The following is a 19301-nucleotide window of genomic DNA, read 5'->3' on the forward strand; positions in this document are numbered from 1 at the left end:
CGAAGAGTTTGCTTAACGCCTATAAACGGGGAGCGCGCCCTTTTTACTGGCCCTCACGCAGCGTGCCCGTCGACCCTCGCGTCTCGATGTTCCATACCGCCGCGTCGACGGCGTCGCTGAGACCGAGCACCCACCGGGCCGCCGATCGGCCCTGGTCGAACAACGATTGCGCGACGGTGGTCAAGTGGGCCGCCGCCGCTGCAGGGGAGTCGTCCCATCCGGTCAGTGCGACGTGGCCGGGAATGTCGATCCCGGCACCCGTCGCCGCGTCGAGTGCGCCGAAGGCGAGTTCGTCGCTCATCGCGAACATCACATCGACGACGTTGTCGCGCAACAACAGTCGTGCTGCCCGTGCGCCCTCTTCGCGCGAATTGTGGGTGGTGAACAGCGTCGGTACCGTCGACCATTCGATTCCTCGACGCATGCACGCATCGCGGTAGCCCTCGAGTCGTGCGCGAGTCACCGGCATCGAGATGTCCGACGCGTCGGCGCCGTGCACCACCGTCGATTCGCGTCGCGAATCGGGTCGTAGCGCAACGATCGCGGGCCGACGTCGATTGCGCAGAGCAATGGTGGCGATCGCGTCGGCTGCAGCGCGGTCGTCGATTCCGATGGAGTTCAATCCCGGATGCTGGGGGCCGCCCTGGACGCAGGTGGGTCGACCGGTGCCGACGAGCACGTCGAGGACGGGGTCGTCGACGCCGGTGGTCCAGACGACGTAGCCGTCGACCTGCGCGTCGCGAATTCTCGCAATGTCGCTGTCGCGGTGCAGATTAGGCAACATCACCAGCGCGGTGTCGGCGTCGAGACACGCGTCGGCGATGCCCGAGAGGAACCGTCGGGCCTGGGGATCCTCGAAGGCATAGGTGAGTTTTTCACCGAGTACGACGCCGATGCTGTTGTGCTTTCCGCTGCGAAGCGAGCGTGCCGCGCGGTTGGGACCTGCGTATCCGAGGGCCGCCGCCGCTGCGTGGACGCGGTCTCGGGTGGCAGGCGAGACGCGGTCGGGTTGGTTGTAGGTATACGAGACGCTCATGGTGGAGACTCCCGCAGACGCCGCGACGTCGGCCATCGTCACCCGATTGTTCACGGGGCCACCTTAGCGCGTGTCGACGATCTGTGTAACGATACACACCATGTCGTCGCCCCTCCCCAAGCTGCTGGTCCTCGGTGCAGCCGCCTTCATCTATGTCACGGCCGAAACGTTGCCCGTGGGTCTGCTTCCGGAGATCTCGGGCGATCTCGGCGTCGGCGAATCCGCGGTCGGTCTGCTGCTGACCTTCTACGCATACGGCGTCGCCGTCATGACCATGCCGTTGATCAGGTTCGTACGCGACTGGCCGCGGCGACGGGTCGTCGTCATCACCGTTGCGGCACTGGCCTTTTCGCAACTGCTCTCCGCGGTGTCCGTCGGGTACCCGATGCTGGTGCTGTCGAGGATGCTGTGCGCGGCGACCCACGGAGTCTTCTGGGCCGTGGTCGCACCCGTCGCGGCGTCACTCGCACTTCCCGGTAAGCAAGGAAAAGCGATCGCCACGGTGTACGCCGGCACCTCGTTGGCGTTGGTCGCCGGTAATCCGATCACCGCGGCCATGGGTCAGTGGTTCGGGTGGCGCACTGCTGCAACGATTCTCGGTGTCGTCGCCGCCGCTATCGCGGTGGCGCTCTACTTCGTCCTCCCCGCACTACCGGTCACCCGGGCAGCTGCGGGCGACAAGAAATCACCGCGCGTGCTCGACGGCACCCTGGCGATCCTGTGTGGAGTGACGTTCCTGGCCGTCCTCGGCCATTTCGCCGCGTACACGTACTTCTCGCTCATCGTCGATCGTGCAATCGGTTCGGCCGGAACCACTTTGACGCTGATGTTGATGCTCTACGGTTTGTTCGGTGTCGTCGGTATCTGGGTGATCGGCAGAACGTACGACCGTTGGCCGCGGCCCTCCACCATCGCTGCTCTGGGTGCCGTCGCGGCCGCGACGGCGGTCCTGTGGGGCACCCTCAGCGCAGCACCGGGCAGCCTGGCCGTCCTTGCTGTCGGGGCGATCGCGTTGTGGGGTCTGGCATTCACCACACTGCCGGTCTGCATCCAGTCCGCCGTGGTTCGGGCCGCCCCTGCCGACGCCGACAAGGCGTCGGCGATCTATGTCGTCGCCTTCCAACTGGCCATTGCCACCGGGGCCCTGGTGGGAGGCGTCGTCGTCGACGCCAGGGGTATCGGGGCGGTGACCGCTGCGGCGACGATCCTGGTGGCTGTGGCACTCACAGTCGTAGTGGTCGCGCGCAGAGCCTTTCCGAGCTCGTATCCGTCGGTACCGGTCTCGACGCCGGCGCACTGACCTCGCGGCCCACTCGCGCGATAGGGTCAGCAGGCGACGAACGAGGGAATCCGGTGCAATTCCGGAGCTGGCGCGCAACGGTGACGGGTGAGAGCTCGAAGTCCGAATGCTCGGACGTCGTGATCGAACCCCACCCGCGGCTCCGCGACACGAGCCCCAAGCAGGAAGCTCTTCGATGCGTACCTCTCTCGCCGCACTAGGCGCTGTCTCCATCCTTCTGGTTTCCGGTTGTTCGACCGCGTCGACCCCCGACGCGTCCACCGACACCTCCGGGAACTATCCCCTGACCATCGAGAACTGCGGACGCGACGTCGTCGTCGACGCACCACCGCAACGCGCGGTGTCGTTGAATCAGAGCTCGACGGAAATACTGCTCTCGCTCGGCCTCGCAGACCGGATGGTGGGCACCGCCACCTGGACCGACCCGGTCCGCTCGAACCTCGAATCCGAGAACGCCAGGGTGCCGAGGCTCGCGGACAACAAGCCATCGCTCGAGGTCGTGTTGGATACCGAGCCCGATTTCGTGTCCGCGTCCTTCGGCGGCACCCTCGGACCCGGGGGAGTCGCAGATCGGAGCAGGTTCGAGCAACTCGGCGTCCCGAACTACCTCTCGCCCACCGACTGTCAGGGCAAGACCGACGAGAGCGTCAATTCCGACGGTGCTCGCACGGAGCCGTTGGTGATCGACACCGTCTATCGGGAGATTCGTGATCTCGCGGCGGTCTTCGACGTGCGAGACCGTGGCGAGCGCCTGGTCGCCGAACTGCAGGATCGGTTCGAGAAGGCCTCCGGTTCGGTCGACGCGTCAGGTGTGTCGTTGGCCTACTGGTTCGCCGACACCGATACGCCGTACATGGCCGGTTGCTGCGGATCGTCGGGCATCATCACCGACTCCGTCGGCGCCGAGAACATCTATGCCGATACCACCGACGAATGGCCACAGGTCAATTGGGAGAGTGTGCTCGATCGCAACCCGACTGCACTGGTGCTCGCAGATCTGAGCCGACGCAGTATCGCCGGGGACGCCCTGGACAGCAAAATCGGCTTCCTGGAGTCGAATTCGGTCACGAACCGAATGCCCGCCGTCGAGAACAAGCGGTACATCGTCGTCAACGGTGCCGATCTGAACCCGTCCATTCGGACGATCGACGGTGTCGAGAAAGTTGCGGCCGCCCTGCAGGATTGGGGAATGGCGTCGCGATGAGCCGCACCGATCGCGGGGTGCTCGTCCCACTGCTGCTCGCAGGATCGGCGTTGTTGGTGCTCTCGATCGGCGTCGCCGTCACCATCGGACCCGCGAACGTGTCGGTGCCCGACGTGTATCGAGTGATACTGACGCACATGGGTATCGGGAGTTCGGGAGTCGGTCGCATCCAGGACGGAATCGTCTGGGAGCTGCGCCTGCCCCGGACCTTGCTGGCCGCCGTGTGCGGCGCGGGTCTCGCGCTGTGCGGGGCGATCATGCAATCGCTGCTGCGCAACCCTCTCGCCGATCCCTTCGTCCTGGGCATTTCGTCCGGTGCATCCACCGGAGCTGTCCTCGTCGCGGTTCTCGGCGTCGGCGGTGGCGCATTGTCCTTGTCCACAGGGGCATTCGCCGGTGCGCTGCTCTCGTTCGTCCTGGTGATGCTGCTGGCCGCAGGGGCAGGCGGTGGAAACGACCGCGTGGTGCTGGCCGGGGTTGCGGGGACGCAGCTGTTCTCGGCCTTGACGTCGTTCATCGTCATTTCCTCGGCCGACGCCGAACAGACACGCGGCGTGCTGTTCTGGCTCCTCGGATCGCTGAGCGGTGCCGACTGGACGGACGTGGTGCTGTGCGGATCGGTTGCGCTGCTCGGAATGGTGTTGTGTCTGTTCAACACTTCGGCCCTCGACGCCTTCACATTCGGGCACGACGCGGCCGCGTCCCTCGGTGTTCCGGTCAAGTGGGTGCGAATCCTGTTGTTGGTCATCACCGCACTGATCACGGCCTCGCTCGTCAGCGCCGCCGGAGCCATCGGGTTCGTGGGTCTCGTTCTGCCGCACGCCGCCCGTTTTCTCGTCGGCGCGCGGCATCGACGACTGCTGCCGACGACGGTGGTCATCGGCGCGATCTTCATGGTGTGGGTCGACACCATCGCCCGAACGCTGTTCGCCCCGCAGGAAATACCCGTCGGAGTGGTGACCGCACTCATCGGCGTGCCGGCATTCGCGCTCATTCTGTTTCGGCTCAGGAGGTCCCGATGACGTTGCACGTCAGCAACATCCAGTGGACCCGCGGCGGGAACCCGATTCTCGACGGCATCAGCTTCGCACCGGAACCGGGCGAGACCATCGGGCTCATCGGCCCCAACGGCTCCGGCAAATCGTCGCTACTGCGCATCCTCGCCGGCATCGTGGCACCCGACAGCGGCGACGTGCTGCTCGACGGAAAGAACCTGCGCACCCAACGTCGTCGCAGCATCGCCCGCCGCGTAGCAATGGTCGACCAACACTCCGACACCGACGTCGACATCACCGTCCGCGACGTCGTACGCCTTGGCCGCATCCCCCACCACGGCATCCTCGGCGGAGACACAGCAGCCGACGACGCCGCGATCGAACAGGCACTCACCGACACCGCCATGGCGTCGAAAGCCACCCGACGCTGGCACACCCTCTCCGGTGGAGAGCGCCAACGCGCCCAGATCGCACGGGCCCTCGCTCAACAACCCACCGAACTACTGCTCGACGAGCCGACCAACCACCTCGACATCCAACACCAACTCGACATCCTCACCCTCGTCGCAGGACTACCCCTGAGCAGTTACATCGCCCTCCACGACCTCAACCTCGCCGCCATGTTCTGCAACCGCATCATCGTCCTGAACAACGGCAACATCGTGGCATCGGGAACCCCACACGAAGTGATCACCGAACACCTGGTGCGCGAGGTGTACAACGTGCACGCCAGCGTCTCGCATACCGACGACTACCCCCAGGTGACCTATCGCCGCCCCCGACCGACCGCCCCCGGAGTCCACTCGATGTGACATTGACCCCCGAAAAGGCCACTAGATGTCACATTGAGTACCCGGGGAAGGGGCAAAACCGGTGGGAGGGGGAGACCGAATCTAGAGTTGGCGCAACTTTCGCTCGAATGCGTCGATGCGTGTGGTGTCCTCGAAGAAGTCCTCTTGCGAGACGATTTTGCCCCAGCTGGTGCGGACAAGGAGCACCGTTCGGTTGCTGTACAACTCGGTGCCGTCGGCTGCGTGTGCTTGGTCGTCGAAGCGGACGAGGAGGGTCATGCGCCAGGGGGCTCCGCCGCTGTAGATTTCCGTGACCTGTCCGCGGATGCCGGCGGCGACGAAGTCCTGGAAGAACTTTTCGATTGCCGGTCGTCCGCGGTGGGTGCCCGACCATCGGCTGTCACCGTCGGCGAATTTGAGCACCGCGTCTCGGTGGAACGATGAGAGCAGTGGGCGATAGTTTCCGTTGTTGAGCGCCTCGATGTCTCGCTGCAACTTGAGGGTCAGCACTCGCATCAGCAGAAGCTTGCACGCGAAGGCCGTCGAGATGCCGGCCAGAAATCTCAGTTGCATGGCTATACGTTTGCTTACCGTTCACCGACGTGTCAATCGAGTGGGACGTTTCGAGACCCGGCTTCACCCAGGTCGGTGGTGGTGCTGTTCACCATCTTTTCGAGTTCGTAGATCGGCCGATACCGTCGATGACGACTCACATCGATATCGTGTACTTCGCTTCGGTTCAGAGAGCATCACAGAGTGAAGGTTCCAAGCGTAGGCATGCTCTGCAACGATGGACTGGTAAGGGGACGAACGTGAGCGCATGTCGCTTGTCGGTAGCTGTCCGGCCGAATTTCGGGGGGCCCAGATGGACTCCATAGCTGCGTTCTGGTGCCACGCAGATGACGGCGAGCCTGCTCTGATGCGGTCGGAGATGAATCAGTTGCTCTCGGCGACAAGGCTTTCCCGAGCACGGACACTGTTCGAACGTGCGTCGCTCGAGGATTTTCTGGGCGAAGAATCGGCTGCGATTCCGTTGTACGAGGCGGCGCTGTCGAGTGGGCTCGATTCCGTGCACGAGAGCAAGGCCAGAATTCAGCTCGCCAGTTCGCTGCGTGATGTCGGCCGACTCCAGGAGGCGTCGCGTGTGTTGGAAGACTTCGAGTTTTCCGACGAATTCTCCTCTGCGCGAGATGCATTCATTGCCCTGATCCTGTGGGATCTGGGCGATGGTGCTGGCGCGCTGAAGGCGGCACTGCAGGCAGCGAAGCCTGCGCTCGGCACATACCGTCGCGCAATCGGAACTTATGCCGACGACCTCCCTACCGACAGGCCGAGGAACAGCGGCACCGACGACCGTGTTGCCCACCATGATCGTGCCAGTTCGTTCGACGACCCCGAGGTGAAGCCATGACCAGCGGAGCATTCGATCCACACGACCTCCTCGAGCGCAGCCGACTCGGCGTACTCGCCACGATAAAAGCGAGCGGCCTGCCGCAACTGTCGCCGGTGACGCCGTTCTACGATCGCACCGAGCGAACAATCAAGATTTCGGTCACCGAAGGACGAGCGAAAACGGCCAACCTACGCCGAGACCCGCGCGCTGCACTCGAAGTGACCAGCGCCGACGGCAAGGCCTGGGCAACAGCAGAAGGATCCGTCACCCTCACCGGACCGGGCGCGAACCCGAACAGCCCCGAAATCGATGCGCTGGTCGACTACTACCGCGCCGCCGCCGGAGAGCACCCCGACTGGAACGAATACCGCGCCGCAATGGCCGCGGATCGCCGCGTACTGGTGACCATCGCCGTCGACCACGTCTACGGCGAAAGCCTCACCTGATCGCCTAGGCAGTCCACTCGATGTGCCATTGACCCCCGAAAAGGCCACTGAATGTGCCATTGAGTGCACTGGGGTCGGTGCATATCTGCCTCCGTCATGTGAGTTGGTAGACGTCCAGTTCGACGGAATTCGGTAAACGCTCACCGGTGGCCACGAAGAGTGTTCCGTTCATCCAGCTGAGGGAGTCGGCGGACGTCGACAGTCGGGGAATGGTGCGGAAGTAGATTCGGTCGGCGGGAACCTGCTCGCCGCGAGTCAATGCGTCGATGTCCTGTTCGCTGCCGGTGCGAACCCCGACGTTGTGGACCGAGATCCGTTCGCCTGTGTCGGTCTCGAGTGCATATCGGGCGTCGAGTTCGGTGACAGTGGCCGATCTGAGGACCTGGTGGTCGGCGCCGCCGGCCAGGACGCGTCCTCGTATCACCGGCCCGTCGACGGTCCCACCGAGGATCGGCACGAGGCGTCGATGTCCGTCGCTGACCTGGCCGAGATCGATGGGCTCCCCGACCGTGACGGACAGGTGCGCGACGAACGTCAGATCGGGGCGCACGTCAGTTCGTTCGGTCCGCGAAGCCGTCGGGAAGATCGCCAGGTGCGACGGACACGATGGTCTCGTCGTCGGTTCCGACGTTCTCGAAGAGCGTGATCGTGGCGAACTCGGGGACGACATAGATGGGGTAGGTCGGTCCGGCGTCGCGGTACGCACGCATTTCGTCGAGGTGATCGTTCTGGTAGAGGACCGTTTTGGTGCCGTCCAATTCGATCCACTGAGGGAAGAAGATGGTTCCGTGCAGACGACGCTTTCCTGGGATGACGTTGACGACGACCGAGGTCCCGGTGGGCTCGTTCCACGAGATCTTGTAGACGTCGTCGTCGAGCTGGACGAGATCGACTTCCTGGTCCTTGACCCAGCGTCCGCCGACCATGCCGGTGTGAATTCGGTAGTCGATCGTGGTCGCGTTCTTCACATACATCTCGTACTGCCAGCTGTTGGCGTACGTGTAGATGAAGCGATGCCCGACGATGCCGCTCAGATCTTGGCTGGGGATGGGGTTCTCGACTGTGGTCATGGTCTTCATTTTGTCACAAAACTATGTTTGCGGCAAAACTATCTGTGCGATCATCGACGTATGGACTCCACCGCAACGGAACTGGGCCGACAGCTGGGGCCCCTGCGGCGATCACTGCTCCGGGCGACGCGGGATGTCGCGCAGCTGCCCGACATCGCCGACTCGCACATCGAGGTGATGCGAGCCCTCGCAGCAGAACCGTCCATGAGTCCGGGACGCCTTGCCACCCGCCTCAACCTGGCCCGATCCACCGTGAGCAACCTGATCAGAGCGATGGTCGACGCCGGCCTGGTGGAAAGATCGATCACCGCCGGTGACCTTCGAGGGGCGACACTCACCGCATCGCCGAAAGCTGTGAAGCTCCTCGCCGAATACGACGCGGCGAGCTCCCGAGTACTCGCGGACGCACTGGACGAACTGAGTCGACACAACCGCGAAGCCATCGCCGCAGCTCTGCCGGCCTTGGCGGAAATCACCAGCATCCTCTCCCGCCGCAGCTCCTGATTCTCGGCGGCGCGCCCGCACCCACGCAGTCCACTCGATGTGCCATTGACCCCCGAAAAGGCCACCGAATGTCACATTGAGTACCGGGATGTCGTACTAGTGCTCCCCGTTTCGATCAGCGACGCGTGTTGATGTCGAGGACAAGCCGAGGAGTGCGCATCTGACCGACTGTCGACCGCCAGCGGTGTGTGGGATACGACAGTCGAACCACGAAGTAGTTGACGAATTCGACAACGGCGAACAGCCACACGACGAGCAGTGCGACGCCAATTCCGGCGCTCGACGGGAACCATACGACGACACCGATGAGCCCACCCGCCAACAGTGGGACGTTTGCGACTCGACATACGCGATAGAACGCGCGAATGACCGGTGGCATCGGGTTGAGTTCGACCCAGGATCGCGCCATCAACCAGTAGATCCCCGCCTGCACGAGGACGGCGAGCAACGGGATGAGAGCGGACCACATGGCGAGAGACTCCTCTCGACCGTCGAGCCGTGGTTCTGCCATGGTGAGCGCAATCGAAGCAAACACCGCTGCGGCGGACAGCTCACCCAGGCCGAGCGACAGATACCGTCGCCGCAACTCGTTCCGGCGACCACTGGACATCACGCCAGATTAGTCATGAGTTGGCCCGACACCCGCCCCCACAGTCCACTGGATGTGCCATTGACCCCCGAAAAGGCCACCAAATGTCACATTGAGTGACCAGGGCGGGCGGGGAGTCATTGGTTGCGGGCAACCGGGATCCAGAGTTCTCCGGCTCCCGATGACCAGTCGGGGGTGTTCTCGGTGACGGTCAGAATTTCCGGGCCGGGGGTGATGTGGAAGGGGTGGGAGGGGAACCATTCGCTGAATGCGTCGGCCCAGAGTTGTTGTAGTGCTGGGGCGAGTGCGGTGTCGCTGCGTGTTTCGAAGACCGCCCATGTCGATGCGGGGACGCTGAGGGAGTCCAGGTCGGCCGGTATGGGGGCTGTGGTGGCGACGGCGAAGTAGTAGTCGAAGAGACTGCCGTCGGTTCGGTCGGCCTCGAAGCCATCGCTGACGAAGAGGATGTGGGGGAGTTCGGGCAGGTCGGCGTGTCGGCGGAGTTGTTCGCCGAATCCGGTGGGCAAGGTCTGGTGGAACTGGGTCATGGCGGTGTTCTCGCCGTGGAATGTGAGGGGGATTCGCGTCGATTTGCCGATGATGTGGAATGCGGGCAGTTCGGTGATGCGGTAGTCCATGGTGCTCTTTCCTTCGATGGTCAGGTGAAATGCCAGTGGCGGTCTGGAGCGGAGGGTGGTCCCTGGCTTGCGGGCGTGGGATGGTGTGACCCCGTGCATGTCTCGGAATGCGCGAGTGAATGCGTCGCCGCTGTAGCCGTACTTGGTCGCGACGTCGAGCACCCCGTTGCCGGCGAGAATGTCTGCTGCTGCCAACGACATTCGCCGTTGTCGGATGTACGCCGACAGTGGGATTCCGGCCAGCGCGGAGAACACGCGTCGAAAGTGATAGTCGGACGTGAGGGTGATGCGAGCGAGCTGTGCCGGGTCGATGTCGTGATCGAGGTTGTCCTCGATGTAATCGAGTGCTGCATTCCATCGTTCGAGCATGTGCCGGTGGCCTTTCCTTCGTTCTGGTGACAACGATAGGGAGGCGGAGGCACGGTTGGCTCGACTTTTCGAGCCCGGCTGGGTCGGGCTCAGATGGTGCGCAGATGCCGTCCGCGTCGCCGAGCACGGAGGCGACCGAGTTCGGCCAACGCGGCATGCGATTGTGCGTCGGCCGGGCGATAGACGATCAATCGAAGATCCGGGTCGCCGAGTGGAGTGAGGACGTCGAACGTCACGGTCACCGGGCCGACGAGCGGGTGCCGCATCGGCTTGTCTCCCCGGCTTCGTATCGACACTTCTCGGGATTGCCAGTATCGCGCGAATTCGGCACTGCCGTGTTGGAGTTCGTCGATCAGCAGGGCAAGGTGAGCGTCGTGTGAATGGTCGACCCACGCGGCACGCAAATCGGCGACGGCACCGCGGACGACGTCGTCGCGTGACTCGTAGAAGCCGTCGAATGATTTGTCCAAGAAGCACATTCGGAGGACATTACGACTCTCGGCGGGCCGTTCGTCTATGTCGAGCAGCAGGGCGGCCATGGTTTCGTTGATGGCCAGGATGTCGAGTCTGTAATCGAGGACCATGGCAGGCAGGGGCTCGACGTCGTGTACCAACTGGGCGATTCCGTCGGGAATCTTTCGGTCGGTGGGCCGTTCGGGTGCACGATGCCCCGCCAACGTGAACAGGTAGGCCGTCTGGTCGCCGGACAACTTCAAGGCCCTCGACAGTGACCCCACCACCTGGGCGGACGGTCGGATATCACGGGCCTGCTCGAGCCGCACGAGATAGTCGACGCTGACACCGGCGAGCGCGGCGACCTCCTCGCGCCTGAGTCCGGGGGTCCGGGAGGCCCCGATCCGTGGCGGCAGACCGACGTCGGACGGAACGAGCGCTTCACGTCGAGACCGCAGGAAGGCCGCCAGTTCTCGGCGGGCCATCTCCGGTGGCGTCGTGGTCATTCCACACAGCGTAGGTCAATTCGGATCAGTCATCCTGGTATCGCGCGTCCCAGGATGACCATGACCTTCCCGCTTCTCGACCGGACCGGCACTGTGAGCCGGACGGATCGATCGAGAAGGAGACACACGATGACACGGATGGACGACTATCGACTCCTGGGACGCTCGGGACTGCGCGTGGCACCGTTGTCGTTGGGGGCCATGACATTCGGGGACGCCTGGCGGTGGGGAGCCGACAAGCAGGAGTCGAAACGCATCTTCGACGCTTATCTGGACCTCGGAGGCAACATGATCGATACCGCGAACATCTACACCGACGGTCAATCGGAGCGGTATCTGGGGGAATTTCTCGATGGTCGTCGAGACTCGGTTGTCGTATCGACCAAATATGCGGCGACGCGCGATCCGGCGGACCCGAATGCGGGTGGCGGCGGGAGGAAGAGCCTGCGTGGTTCGGTCGAGGCCAGTTTGCGGAACCTGGGCACCGACTACATCGATCTGATGTACCTGCACGCATGGGACGGTGTTACGCCGAGCGACGAGATCATGGCCGCCCTCGGTGACCTGGTGCAATCGGGTAAAGTTCTCTACCTCGGCATTTCGGATACCCCGGCCTGGGAGGTCGCGCGAATGCAGACCCTTGCGCAGCTACGCGGATGGCCACCGCTGTCCGCACTGCAGGTCGAGTACAGCCTGATCGAGCGCACTACCGAACGCGAGTTGTTACCGATGGCAGCAGATCTGGGTCTCGGTGTGATTCCGTGGTCACCGCTCGGCGGGGGTGTGTTGACGGGTAAGTACACCGCTGCCGACCTCGAAGGGGCGAGCTCGAATTCACCGGCGGGTAGTCGGCGCGATCACGCGAGGTCGAACCGAACACTGACCGAACGTGGGTTGCGCACAGCCGACGTGGTCGTCGAGGTGGCAGAAGAGTTGGGTGCGACTCCGGCCCAGGTGGCGTTGGCATGGACGCTGCTGCATCCCGCCGTCGTCAGTTCGTTGATCGGTGTCCGGACGGCAGAACAGTTGCAGCACAACATCGGTGCCCTCGATATCGTCTTCGACGAGACGCACTTGGCTCGACTGCAGTCGGTCAGCGCCATCGACATGGGATTTCCGCACGAATTCCTGGCGCGTCCGATGGTGCGTGGGGTCACGAGCGGGCGGACGTCGGTGCGACCACGCCCACTGCGGACCTGGTGATCGGACCTGGTGAGCAGTCGGATCAGGACGACGGTGATCGACGATAGGTCAACGGATCACCGTCGTGCACGACTGTGAAACCTGCCTTCTCCAGCACTCGGCGCGACGCGGCATTGCCGCGTGCGACTGACGCAACCGACGCGAGGTTGCCCACGGTCTCGCGGGCCAAGCCCAGCACTTGCCCAGCGCAGCCGCGTCCCCAGTGCTCTGGATGCACCCAGTAGCCCACCTCGACGTGATCGGCTCGACGGATGAGGCTCAGCAGTCCGACCGGTACCGCGTCTTCGACTCCGATCGACCACATGGGCAGGTCGGGTGTATCGAGGTCCGTCGTCGCCAGTGCTCGGCTGAATCGACGGTCGAAATAAGCTCTTGTCCAGGGCTTTCCGTCGCCCACCCACTGCATGACGGTGGCGTTCGAGGCCATCGAGTACAGGAATTCGGCATCCGTGGCGGCTGCCGGCCGTAGCCGGGTCGCCGTCACAACCGCCGACCATCGATCGGTCGAGGGTCGGCCAACCGCAGTACGATGCACATGACCTGCAGACGATAGAGGCATCCGGATCCGACCGCCACCGAATACCCAAGGGAGCCCGATGAACCTGGCCGACTACGACGTCTTGAGCTTCGATTGCTATGGAACGCTGATCGATTGGGAGTCGGGTACCGGTGACGTGCTCGGCGCATGGGCTGCGGATACAGGGTCGCCGATGTCCAAGGACGAATTACTCGCCGCCTATGCGCCCAACGAAGCACAGGCGCAGCAGGATTCACCGTCGATGCTCTATCCCGACATCCTGGCCGACGCATTCGGACGAACAGGCGACGCGCTGGGTATACCGGTCACCCCGGAATGGTCAGGCAGACTCGCCGGCTCCGTTCCGGACTGGCCGGCCTTTCCCGACTCGGCGGACGCACTGGCATCACTCGCCGAGCACTACAAGCTGGTGATTCTGTCCAACGTGCACCGCGCGGGTTTTGCCGGTAGCAACCGTCGGCTCGGCGTTGAAATAGACGCCATCGTCACAGCCGAGGATGTGCACGCATACAAGCCGGCGGACAACCATTTCGATGCGCTCGACGCGATCCTCGACGACTTCGGTGTGCCCAAATCACGTCTGCTGCACGTGGCACAGAGCCTGTTCCACGATCACGTCCCGGCGCGGCGTCACGGCCTTGCTTCGGTGTGGATCGATCGCAGACACGATCGGCCAGGGTGGGGCGCAACACCGGAGCCGAACGGCGACTACGGCTTTGCGATGCAGTTCCCGAGCATGGCGGAGTTCGCCGACGCGGCCCGTGGGGCGCACGGCAATGCGTAGTTTGAGCACCCTGGTCGGGCTGTGTCTCGGATTGATCGGCTCGCTCGGATACTTGCTGTGGGAGATCAGGCCGCGACGGGTCAACTACGCGTTCGTCGTGGACAGTTCGAGTTACATCCGCTCGTTGGGAATCACCTACACAACGGCGTTCGTTGTCTTCGGCCTGCCCGTCCTCGGCGCTGTTCTCGGCCTCGTTGTCGGTGTTCTGTTCACCAGAAAGCGACGCTGACGCTGTCGGCTACGAGCGACTGCCCTACCAGTGCCATGCGTCGCCGCCGACGTTCTCGATGGTTCCTTGCAGGACGCGGATGGTGGTCGCGAAATCGTCCTGACTGATTCCCTGCATGCGTTCGTCCTGCAGCATCCGTTGGATGTCCGCGGCGCGGGCGAATAGCCGCTGGCCCTCAGGCGTGAACTTCAGTCGTGCATGGGATTCGGTGATCAACCCCTTCTCGGTAGCGGAGTCGATTGCGTCGACGATCGCGCCAGGGGTGTCGTTGTGTCCGATCGTGTCGATCGTCTTCGCTCGATCGGCACCAGCGGGATGCAGTGAAATCTGATGCAGGAGCCACCATTCGGCCTGGGTGATGCCGATGTCGCGGAGCGCTCCGCCTGTTCGAGCGCGGACGGCCTCCCCGGCGCGGACGGTCCAGAAGCCGATGGGTTGCATCTCGGGTGGTTGCATGGGGCGCTGTGTCGTCATGCATCGAACGGTAGAACCTGAACAATGCTTCAGGTCAAGAGACCGACTGGCCGGTAGAGTCTCGCGCGTGGACAGACCATCCGGCAGAGGGCTCGTCGCAGTGCTCGGGGGCGTCGGCGCGGCCACAGGGGCTGCGGCCGCAGTGGTGTGGCACGTTGCGATCACCGAACCGCCGGACACTCCTGGGACGGCACATCTGCGACCGAGCTGGTTCCCCGTGTCGCTGTATCTCGTTGCCGCCGGAGTGGCTCTGGCTCTGGTGGTGGCGTGGTTTCTCGTCGATTCCGGAATGCGCGTCGTCAGAGACCGTCAGTACAGTTCCGCCCACCTGTTCACGTTGCTGATCGTCGTCGGTGCCGCGCTGGGAGCGGGCAGCGCCTTCGCGTGGACGCACTGGCCGCCGCAACGGTCGGAACAGACTGTCGTTCCTGCATCGGTGTGGTCCCGATCCATCGCGATTTACGGCGGCACCAACGAAATACCGCAGTCGCCGTTCGGGATCGCAACCGGAGGTCTGTCCGGCATAAGTATTCAGGACGACGAGGGTTACGTCGGAAATCTCTTCAGTTCTGATGCTGCTGTCGACGACGCGTCACCGTCGACCTTCACCCCTATCATCGGCAGTCCGTGGACCGTGTTTCCCATCGGTGGTGCTGTGCTGGCCGCGGTTGCAGCATGGACGTTGTCGCTGAGGGATTTTCGGTTGACTGCGGTGTCGCGATCGGACCCGGATGCGCTTTAGCGAGCCCTACTCGTCCGTGCGCAGTTCGTCGACCAACGTGAACAGCCTGCCCAGGTAGTCGCTGTGAAAAACCTCGGTGGCGCGGATCTTTGCGTTTCCGTCGAGTCCGAACTGAAGGTTGACGAGTTCGACTCCGATGGCGACGCGTCGAGCATCGAGGGTCTCGAGTTCGGCGGCGAGAGCATCGACCTTGGCCAGCGGAGACAGTTCGTCGGTCATATCGGAATCGTAGAGGTCAGCCGACGGCTGCGAGGAACTCGCTGTAGAACAATCCGAGCCCCAGCGCCGACGCGATGGCCGCGAACAGCCACAGTCGGATGATGACCGTTGTTTCCGCCCAGCCACCCAGCTCGAAGTGATGGTGGATCGGTGCCATCCGGAACGGCCGCTTGCCGGTGGACTTGAAGGACGCGACCTGGATGACCACCGACGCGCTCTCGGCGACGAAGAGGGCTCCGAAGACGACCGCGATCAGCTCGGTCTTGCTGACGACCGACAGTCCGGCGAGCAGACCACCGAGTGCCAGGGAGCCGGTGTCGCCCATGAAGATCTTGGCCGGTGCCGCGTTCCACCACAGGAATCCGATGCACGCTCCCGCGGCCGCCGCGCACACGACAGCGAGGTCGAGGGGATCACGCACCTGGTAGCACCCGGCCACCGAATTGGTGGCGCACGATTGCCGGTACTGCCAGAACGTCATCACCGTGTAGGCGCCGAGGACGAGGGTCATCGAGCCCGCCGCCAACCCGTCGAGCCCGTCGGTGAGGTTGACGGCATTGGACCAGGCAACGACGAGGAACACACAGAACAGCACGAAGACGATCGGAGCCATCGTGAAGAACGTCGACTGACGCACCAGCGACAGTTCGACGTTGCCCGGTGTCAGCCCGTTGCCGTTGCGAAACTGCAGTGCCAGAACCGCGAAGATCACTGCGGCACTGATTTGCCCGACGTATTTTCCGGTGGCTTTGAGGCCGAGGCTTCGCTTCATCCGGAGCTTGATGTAGTCGTCGAGGAAACCGACGATGCCGAGGGCGGTCGCGAGACCGAGAATCAACAGCGCCGATGCCGACGGCCCGTCGCCTCCCATCGCGACGAGGTGGGAACCGAGGTAACCGGCCCACAGACCCACGATGATGGCGACGCCGCCCATCGTCGGCGTTCCTCGTTTGGCCTGGTGGCTTGCCGGGCCTTCGACGCGAATCTCCTGGCCGAAGCCCTGCCGGGTGAACAGCGCGATGAGAAATGGCGTCAACAGAATCGAGACCGCCAATGCGATTCCACCGGCGACGAGAATGTTGATCATGCGTTGAAGCCCACTCTTCCTCTGTGCTGCGGTTGCCCACCGGGTGCTACCGAGCACCGCGGGATACTGTGCCAAACGAATCGGCAAAAGTCGCATTGCGTGACGAAGGTGTTACTCACAGTTGATACGTACCGGGAGGCACACCGACCAGTTCGGTGAACTCGCGGGTGAAATGCGCCTGGTCGAACCAGCCGTATCGCGCGGCCAGTTCCGCCAGCGACCCGCTGTATCCGCTGTCGAGATCACTGAGGGCGTCGTGAATCCGATATCGGCCCAGAACCCACTTGGGCGTCGCACCGACAAAACGCTCGAACAACCGCTGCAGCCGACGAGTCCCGATGCCACATCTGTCCTCCACCTGGCCGACGCGTATCAGCGTCCGATCACCGAGCATCGTGCCGATGACATCCAAGACGATCTCGTACTCCGGTTCGACGTCGTGGGCGTAGGGCTCGAGAACCGCGTCGACGACGGTTCGGCAGTGGTTGGCATCGTGCTGTGCGTCCAGTTGCGTCAACGCGGCGACGGTCTCCGATCGAAAGGGGGTGGGCGGAGCTACTGGGACGTCGCGCAGAGTTCGGGCCACGGTTCCGGTGAAGCTCGCGTAGCCGCCGGGTCGGAACTTGACGCCGAACACCCACCCGGACTCGGCGAGTTCGACGTCGAACCGTCGGGTCAACACTCCTGTGACGACCACCGGCTCGGTGACGCCGGCGCGGGTCCAGCCGTGCTCGACGCTGAGCGTGCATGCCGGGTGGGGCAGGGTCGAGCTGCGATACGAGGTGCCCGACGGCAGATCCCACCGAAGTTGCCAGTAGTTCTCGACCCACGGTTCCAACGACGCCGCACACGGCAGCCGGACCAGGTCGACATACTGCGCCAGCTGATCCGGTCGCAGGACGCCGGCGTGGGTGGCTGTCGCATTTCTCCTATCCGGCACGGGCGTCAGTGTAGGAGTCTGGTCCGACACCTTCGAGAAACGATCGACGCTGTCGAGGAGAAACACCATGAACGATGCACCCGTGGCAACCCTGAAGATGGTCACGCTGGACTGCGGAGATCCCGAGGCCAGCGCGACGTTCTGGTCTGCGCTGCTCGGCTGGACCGTCGTCCACGCGGAGAAGGATTACGCGATGCTGCAGGGGCCCTCCAGCGCGCTCGGATTCGGACGCGTGGAGAATTATCAGCGGCCGGAGTGGCCGAACACCAAGGGCAGCAAACAGTTTCACTTCGATCTCGCGGTCGACGATCTGGATGCGGCCGCGACAGCCGCAGTGCAGTTGGGTGCAACTGTGCCCGACGAGCAACCGGGTGAGACCTGGCGTGTGCTGTTGGATCCGGCCGGGCATCCGTTCTGCCTGACAAATGCCGCGAACTGGGGCTGACGTGGCTAGCCTTGTCCGGGTGAAACCACGTCTGGCAGGAATCGAAATCGTCGTCGCCGATATGGCAGTTGCACTGGCGTTCTACCGCGTTCTGGGACTGGACATTCCGGCCGACGCCGACGCCGAGCAACATGTGGAGGTCGACCTCGGTGGGGTTCGGTTGTTGTTCGACCTACCCTCGACGATCACCTCGTTCGATCCGACGTGGACCGCGCCCAGCGGAGGCCATCGCGTCGCGCTGGCATTCGATTGCGGCACGGCCGCCGGAGTGGACGCCGCGTGGGGGGCGGTGACCGACGCGGGATACACAGGGCACCTGCAGCCGTGGGATGCGTTCTGGGGGCAGCGTTATGCCGTCGTGCACGATCCCGACGGCACCACCGTCGATCTGTACGCGAACGTGTGACCGGTCAGCTCACCGGAGCGATGATCTGAATCAGGTTGCCGCAGGTGTCGTCGAACACGGCGGTGATCACCGGGCCCATCTCGGTGGGCTCCTGAGTGAAGCTGACACCCAGTCCGACAAGCCGATCGTGTTCGGCGGCAACGTCTTCGACGGCGAACTGGGTGAACGGAATGCCGTCGGTGAACAGTGCCGTCTTGAACGGGCCGGTTGCCGGATGACCGCTGGGCTCGAGCAGTAGCTCGGTGCCCTCCGGCTCCTGAGAAGATACGACCGTGAGCCAGCGATCTGTTCCGCCCATGGGAATGTCGTGCTTGACCACGAAGCCCAGTACGTCGGTGTAGAACGCCAGTGCCTTGTCTTGATCGTCGACGAACACACTGGTGATGTTGATTCTCATTGCGGCCCCTCGCCTGTGGGCCCGCCGGTCAGTTCGACGGCGACGTCGAGGTGGCCGAGATGGCGGGCGTATTCCTGCAGTACATGAAAGCAGATCCAGATCAGGGTGGGCTGTTCTTCGGTGAATCGTCCACCCAGGGTGGCCACGTCGTCCATGCGATGAGACCGCAGCACCTGCTCGGTCAGTCGAGCGCCGTCGTCGAGGCGCGCGAGCAATGCCGCCGCCGGCACGTCGGTCGGCACATGCCAGGATCCGTCCTTTTTGTCGCCCCACGGATCGTCGACGGCGCGCCCGAGGAACCCCCAGACGAACCAGCGCTGCTCCATGTACACAAGATGGATGAGCATCTCGAGGGGAGTCCACTGCGACGGCACAGCCGACGTGGCCAGCGCGTCGTCACTCAACGCGGTGATCCGCCGGGCGAGCTCACCGCGGTAGAAGCGCAGGTACTCGACGAACAGGTCGGCGGGATCGGACAAGGAGGAATCGGGCTCCGGGAACGTCGTCAGCTGTGCCATGGGTCCTTCGTATCGGGTGGTGGGC

General features: G+C 63.7%; 27 protein-coding genes and 1 riboswitch. Of the genes, 13 read left to right on the top strand and 14 right to left on the bottom strand.

Translation table 11 applies throughout. The annotated features are described in order from the left end of the window. Positions 1 to 43: 43 nt before the first annotated feature. Complete coding sequence (locus CH268_RS22230; protein ID WP_236253956.1) at positions 44 to 1090, bottom strand: LacI family DNA-binding transcriptional regulator; 1047 nt, start codon at positions 1088 to 1090, stop codon at positions 44 to 46. 46 nt (positions 1091 to 1136) lie between these two features. Between CH268_RS22230 and CH268_RS22235 the strand changes: the two genes are divergently transcribed. The 4 genes from CH268_RS22235 (at position 1137) to CH268_RS22250 (ending at position 5347) form a co-directional block, all read left to right on the top strand. Further along, positions 1137 to 2336: an MFS transporter gene (locus CH268_RS22235; RefSeq protein WP_094665909.1), complete on the top strand. Its 1200-nt coding sequence runs from the start codon at positions 1137 to 1139 to the stop codon at positions 2334 to 2336. Positions 2337 to 2381: 45 nt separating this feature from the next. After that, a riboswitch (cobalamin riboswitch) is annotated at positions 2382 to 2505 on the top strand. Positions 2506 to 2511: 6 nt separating this feature from the next. After that, complete coding sequence (locus tag CH268_RS22240; RefSeq protein WP_032373382.1) at positions 2512 to 3540, top strand: ABC transporter substrate-binding protein; 1029 nt, start codon at positions 2512 to 2514, stop codon at positions 3538 to 3540. After that, positions 3537 to 4562, top strand: coding sequence for a FecCD family ABC transporter permease (locus tag CH268_RS22245; RefSeq protein ID WP_027494956.1), 1026 nt, complete (start codon positions 3537 to 3539; stop codon positions 4560 to 4562). Before CH268_RS22240 ends, CH268_RS22245 begins: the two co-directional genes overlap by 4 nt. Next, positions 4559 to 5347, top strand: coding sequence for an ABC transporter ATP-binding protein (locus CH268_RS22250; protein ID WP_094665910.1), 789 nt, complete (start codon positions 4559 to 4561; stop codon positions 5345 to 5347). The genes CH268_RS22245 and CH268_RS22250 overlap by 4 nt, the downstream gene beginning before the upstream one ends. A gap of 81 nt (positions 5348 to 5428) precedes the next feature. On the opposite strand, the gene CH268_RS22255 is transcribed toward CH268_RS22250, so the two are convergent. Continuing rightward, entirely contained in the window at positions 5429 to 5899 is a 471-nt protein-coding gene (locus CH268_RS22255; RefSeq protein ID WP_027494954.1) for a nuclear transport factor 2 family protein, read from the bottom strand. A 292-nt stretch (positions 5900 to 6191) separates the two neighbouring features. Here CH268_RS22255 and CH268_RS22260 point away from each other — a divergent pair, with 292 nt between their 5' ends. Both CH268_RS22260 and CH268_RS22265 read left to right on the top strand, forming a co-directional pair. Then, on the top strand, positions 6192 to 6737 hold the full coding sequence (locus CH268_RS22260) for a tetratricopeptide repeat protein (RefSeq protein ID WP_217900931.1): 546 nt from the start codon (positions 6192 to 6194) through the stop codon (positions 6735 to 6737). Next, entirely contained in the window at positions 6734 to 7165 is a 432-nt protein-coding gene (locus CH268_RS22265; protein WP_032389469.1) for a PPOX class F420-dependent oxidoreductase, read from the top strand. The genes CH268_RS22260 and CH268_RS22265 overlap by 4 nt, the downstream gene beginning before the upstream one ends. Before the next feature lie 94 nt (positions 7166 to 7259). On the opposite strand, the gene CH268_RS22270 is transcribed toward CH268_RS22265, so the two are convergent. Both CH268_RS22270 and CH268_RS22275 read right to left on the bottom strand, forming a co-directional pair. Continuing rightward, positions 7260 to 7715 carry a DUF3237 domain-containing protein gene (locus tag CH268_RS22270; RefSeq protein ID WP_027494952.1) on the bottom strand — a complete coding sequence of 152 codons (456 nt, stop codon included), beginning with the start codon at positions 7713 to 7715 and terminating at the stop codon, positions 7260 to 7262. A 1-nt stretch (position 7716) separates the two neighbouring features. After that, the gene (locus CH268_RS22275) at positions 7717 to 8235 is read right to left on the bottom strand and encodes a phenolic acid decarboxylase (protein ID WP_217900932.1); all 519 of its coding nucleotides are present in this window, start codon (positions 8233 to 8235) and stop codon (positions 7717 to 7719) included. 60 nt (positions 8236 to 8295) lie between these two features. Between CH268_RS22275 and CH268_RS22280 the strand changes: the two genes are divergently transcribed. Further along, complete coding sequence (locus tag CH268_RS22280) at positions 8296 to 8739, top strand: MarR family winged helix-turn-helix transcriptional regulator (protein WP_032407772.1); 444 nt, start codon at positions 8296 to 8298, stop codon at positions 8737 to 8739. A gap of 115 nt (positions 8740 to 8854) precedes the next feature. Here CH268_RS22280 and CH268_RS22285 read toward each other — a convergent pair whose 3' ends face one another. From CH268_RS22285 to CH268_RS22295, 3 genes are all read right to left on the bottom strand, one after another. Continuing rightward, entirely contained in the window at positions 8855 to 9349 is a 495-nt protein-coding gene (locus tag CH268_RS22285; RefSeq protein ID WP_176458026.1) for a hypothetical protein, read from the bottom strand. A 116-nt stretch (positions 9350 to 9465) separates the two neighbouring features. Then, positions 9466 to 10335, bottom strand: a complete 870-nt coding sequence (locus CH268_RS22290) for an AraC family transcriptional regulator (protein ID WP_094665913.1) — start codon at positions 10333 to 10335, stop codon at positions 9466 to 9468. 89 nt (positions 10336 to 10424) lie between these two features. After that, on the bottom strand, positions 10425 to 11294 hold the full coding sequence (locus CH268_RS22295; RefSeq protein WP_094665914.1) for a helix-turn-helix transcriptional regulator: 870 nt from the start codon (positions 11292 to 11294) through the stop codon (positions 10425 to 10427). A 129-nt stretch (positions 11295 to 11423) separates the two neighbouring features. Here CH268_RS22295 and CH268_RS22300 point away from each other — a divergent pair, with 129 nt between their 5' ends. Next, positions 11424 to 12497 (top strand): aldo/keto reductase, encoded by a 1074-nt coding sequence (locus CH268_RS22300; RefSeq protein WP_094665915.1) that lies wholly within the window; start codon positions 11424 to 11426, stop codon positions 12495 to 12497. Positions 12498 to 12519: 22 nt separating this feature from the next. Here CH268_RS22300 and CH268_RS22305 read toward each other — a convergent pair whose 3' ends face one another. After that, complete coding sequence (locus CH268_RS22305; RefSeq protein WP_176458027.1) at positions 12520 to 12981, bottom strand: GNAT family N-acetyltransferase; 462 nt, start codon at positions 12979 to 12981, stop codon at positions 12520 to 12522. A gap of 112 nt (positions 12982 to 13093) precedes the next feature. Here CH268_RS22305 and CH268_RS22310 point away from each other — a divergent pair, with 112 nt between their 5' ends. Together CH268_RS22310 and CH268_RS22315 are read left to right on the top strand one after the other, a co-directional pair. Continuing rightward, a complete protein-coding gene (locus tag CH268_RS22310) occupies positions 13094 to 13819 on the top strand; it encodes an HAD-IA family hydrolase (protein WP_094665917.1) in 726 nt (241 codons plus the stop codon). Beyond that, entirely contained in the window at positions 13812 to 14048 is a 237-nt protein-coding gene (locus CH268_RS22315) for a hypothetical protein (protein WP_094665918.1), read from the top strand. The genes CH268_RS22310 and CH268_RS22315 overlap by 8 nt, the downstream gene beginning before the upstream one ends. A gap of 24 nt (positions 14049 to 14072) precedes the next feature. Here the strand turns inward: CH268_RS22315 and CH268_RS22320 are convergent, their stop codons facing one another. Beyond that, positions 14073 to 14522, bottom strand: coding sequence for a MarR family winged helix-turn-helix transcriptional regulator (locus CH268_RS22320; RefSeq protein WP_094665919.1), 450 nt, complete (start codon positions 14520 to 14522; stop codon positions 14073 to 14075). A 67-nt stretch (positions 14523 to 14589) separates the two neighbouring features. Here CH268_RS22320 and CH268_RS22325 point away from each other — a divergent pair, with 67 nt between their 5' ends. After that, the gene (locus CH268_RS22325; RefSeq protein WP_094665920.1) at positions 14590 to 15264 is read left to right on the top strand and encodes a hypothetical protein; all 675 of its coding nucleotides are present in this window, start codon (positions 14590 to 14592) and stop codon (positions 15262 to 15264) included. Positions 15265 to 15270: 6 nt separating this feature from the next. On the opposite strand, the gene CH268_RS22330 is transcribed toward CH268_RS22325, so the two are convergent. The 3 genes from CH268_RS22330 to CH268_RS22340 all read right to left on the bottom strand — a co-directional run bounded on the left by CH268_RS22330 (position 15271) and on the right by CH268_RS22340 (position 17510). Then, the gene (locus tag CH268_RS22330; RefSeq protein WP_027494940.1) at positions 15271 to 15483 is read right to left on the bottom strand and encodes a hypothetical protein; all 213 of its coding nucleotides are present in this window, start codon (positions 15481 to 15483) and stop codon (positions 15271 to 15273) included. Between the two features lie 16 nt (positions 15484 to 15499). Then, the gene (mraY, locus tag CH268_RS22335; protein ID WP_027494939.1) at positions 15500 to 16570 is read right to left on the bottom strand and encodes a phospho-N-acetylmuramoyl-pentapeptide-transferase; all 1071 of its coding nucleotides are present in this window, start codon (positions 16568 to 16570) and stop codon (positions 15500 to 15502) included. Positions 16571 to 16685: 115 nt separating this feature from the next. After that, complete coding sequence (locus CH268_RS22340; protein WP_255182477.1) at positions 16686 to 17510, bottom strand: helix-turn-helix transcriptional regulator; 825 nt, start codon at positions 17508 to 17510, stop codon at positions 16686 to 16688. Between the two features lie 67 nt (positions 17511 to 17577). Here CH268_RS22340 and CH268_RS22345 point away from each other — a divergent pair, with 67 nt between their 5' ends. Both CH268_RS22345 and CH268_RS22350 read left to right on the top strand, forming a co-directional pair. After that, positions 17578 to 17955, top strand: a complete 378-nt coding sequence (locus tag CH268_RS22345; protein ID WP_032371440.1) for a VOC family protein — start codon at positions 17578 to 17580, stop codon at positions 17953 to 17955. 19 nt (positions 17956 to 17974) lie between these two features. Next, positions 17975 to 18361 (top strand): VOC family protein, encoded by a 387-nt coding sequence (locus tag CH268_RS22350; protein ID WP_441346994.1) that lies wholly within the window; start codon positions 17975 to 17977, stop codon positions 18359 to 18361. 4 nt (positions 18362 to 18365) lie between these two features. On the opposite strand, the gene CH268_RS22355 is transcribed toward CH268_RS22350, so the two are convergent. Continuing rightward, positions 18366 to 18758, bottom strand: coding sequence for a VOC family protein (locus CH268_RS22355; RefSeq protein ID WP_094665922.1), 393 nt, complete (start codon positions 18756 to 18758; stop codon positions 18366 to 18368). Beyond that, positions 18755 to 19276, bottom strand: a complete 522-nt coding sequence (locus CH268_RS22360; RefSeq protein ID WP_094665957.1) for a mycothiol transferase — start codon at positions 19274 to 19276, stop codon at positions 18755 to 18757. Before CH268_RS22360 ends, CH268_RS22355 begins: the two co-directional genes overlap by 4 nt. Positions 19277 to 19301: the final 25 nt, after the last annotated feature.

The organism is Rhodococcus sp. 06-1460-1B (assembly GCF_002258475.1).
Classification (GTDB): Bacteria; Actinomycetota; Actinomycetes; order Mycobacteriales; family Mycobacteriaceae; genus Rhodococcoides; species Rhodococcoides fascians.

Excerpts from the sequence above, each read along its gene's own strand:
- CH268_RS22235 (WP_094665909.1), top strand. The coding sequence starts at position 1,137 with ATGTCGTCGCCCCTCCCCAAGCTGCTGGTCCTCGGTGCAGCCGCCTTC.
- CH268_RS22240 (WP_032373382.1), top strand. The coding sequence starts at position 2,512 with ATGCGTACCTCTCTCGCCGCACTAGGCGCTGTCTCCATCCTTCTGGTT.
- CH268_RS22245 (WP_027494956.1), top strand. The coding sequence starts at position 3,537 with ATGAGCCGCACCGATCGCGGGGTGCTCGTCCCACTGCTGCTCGCAGGA.
- CH268_RS22250 (WP_094665910.1), top strand. The coding sequence starts at position 4,559 with ATGACGTTGCACGTCAGCAACATCCAGTGGACCCGCGGCGGGAACCCG.
- CH268_RS22255 (WP_027494954.1), bottom strand. The coding sequence starts at position 5,899 with ATGCAACTGAGATTTCTGGCCGGCATCTCGACGGCCTTCGCGTGCAAG.
- CH268_RS22260 (WP_217900931.1), top strand. The coding sequence starts at position 6,192 with ATGGACTCCATAGCTGCGTTCTGGTGCCACGCAGATGACGGCGAGCCT.
- CH268_RS22265 (WP_032389469.1), top strand. The coding sequence starts at position 6,734 with ATGACCAGCGGAGCATTCGATCCACACGACCTCCTCGAGCGCAGCCGA.
- CH268_RS22275 (WP_217900932.1), bottom strand. The coding sequence starts at position 8,235 with ATGACCACAGTCGAGAACCCCATCCCCAGCCAAGATCTGAGCGGCATC.
- CH268_RS22280 (WP_032407772.1), top strand. The coding sequence starts at position 8,296 with ATGGACTCCACCGCAACGGAACTGGGCCGACAGCTGGGGCCCCTGCGG.
- CH268_RS22285 (WP_176458026.1), bottom strand. The coding sequence starts at position 9,349 with ATGTCCAGTGGTCGCCGGAACGAGTTGCGGCGACGGTATCTGTCGCTC.
- CH268_RS22290 (WP_094665913.1), bottom strand. The coding sequence starts at position 10,335 with ATGCTCGAACGATGGAATGCAGCACTCGATTACATCGAGGACAACCTC.
- CH268_RS22295 (WP_094665914.1), bottom strand. The coding sequence starts at position 11,294 with ATGACCACGACGCCACCGGAGATGGCCCGCCGAGAACTGGCGGCCTTC.
- CH268_RS22300 (WP_094665915.1), top strand. The coding sequence starts at position 11,424 with ATGACACGGATGGACGACTATCGACTCCTGGGACGCTCGGGACTGCGC.
- CH268_RS22310 (WP_094665917.1), top strand. The coding sequence starts at position 13,094 with ATGAACCTGGCCGACTACGACGTCTTGAGCTTCGATTGCTATGGAACG.
- CH268_RS22315 (WP_094665918.1), top strand. The coding sequence starts at position 13,812 with ATGCGTAGTTTGAGCACCCTGGTCGGGCTGTGTCTCGGATTGATCGGC.
- CH268_RS22320 (WP_094665919.1), bottom strand. The coding sequence starts at position 14,522 with ATGACGACACAGCGCCCCATGCAACCACCCGAGATGCAACCCATCGGC.
- CH268_RS22330 (WP_027494940.1), bottom strand. The coding sequence starts at position 15,483 with ATGACCGACGAACTGTCTCCGCTGGCCAAGGTCGATGCTCTCGCCGCC.
- mraY (WP_027494939.1), bottom strand. The coding sequence starts at position 16,570 with ATGATCAACATTCTCGTCGCCGGTGGAATCGCATTGGCGGTCTCGATT.
- CH268_RS22345 (WP_032371440.1), top strand. The coding sequence starts at position 17,578 with ATGAACGATGCACCCGTGGCAACCCTGAAGATGGTCACGCTGGACTGC.
- CH268_RS22355 (WP_094665922.1), bottom strand. The coding sequence starts at position 18,758 with ATGAGAATCAACATCACCAGTGTGTTCGTCGACGATCAAGACAAGGCA.
- CH268_RS22360 (WP_094665957.1), bottom strand. The coding sequence starts at position 19,276 with ATGGCACAGCTGACGACGTTCCCGGAGCCCGATTCCTCCTTGTCCGAT.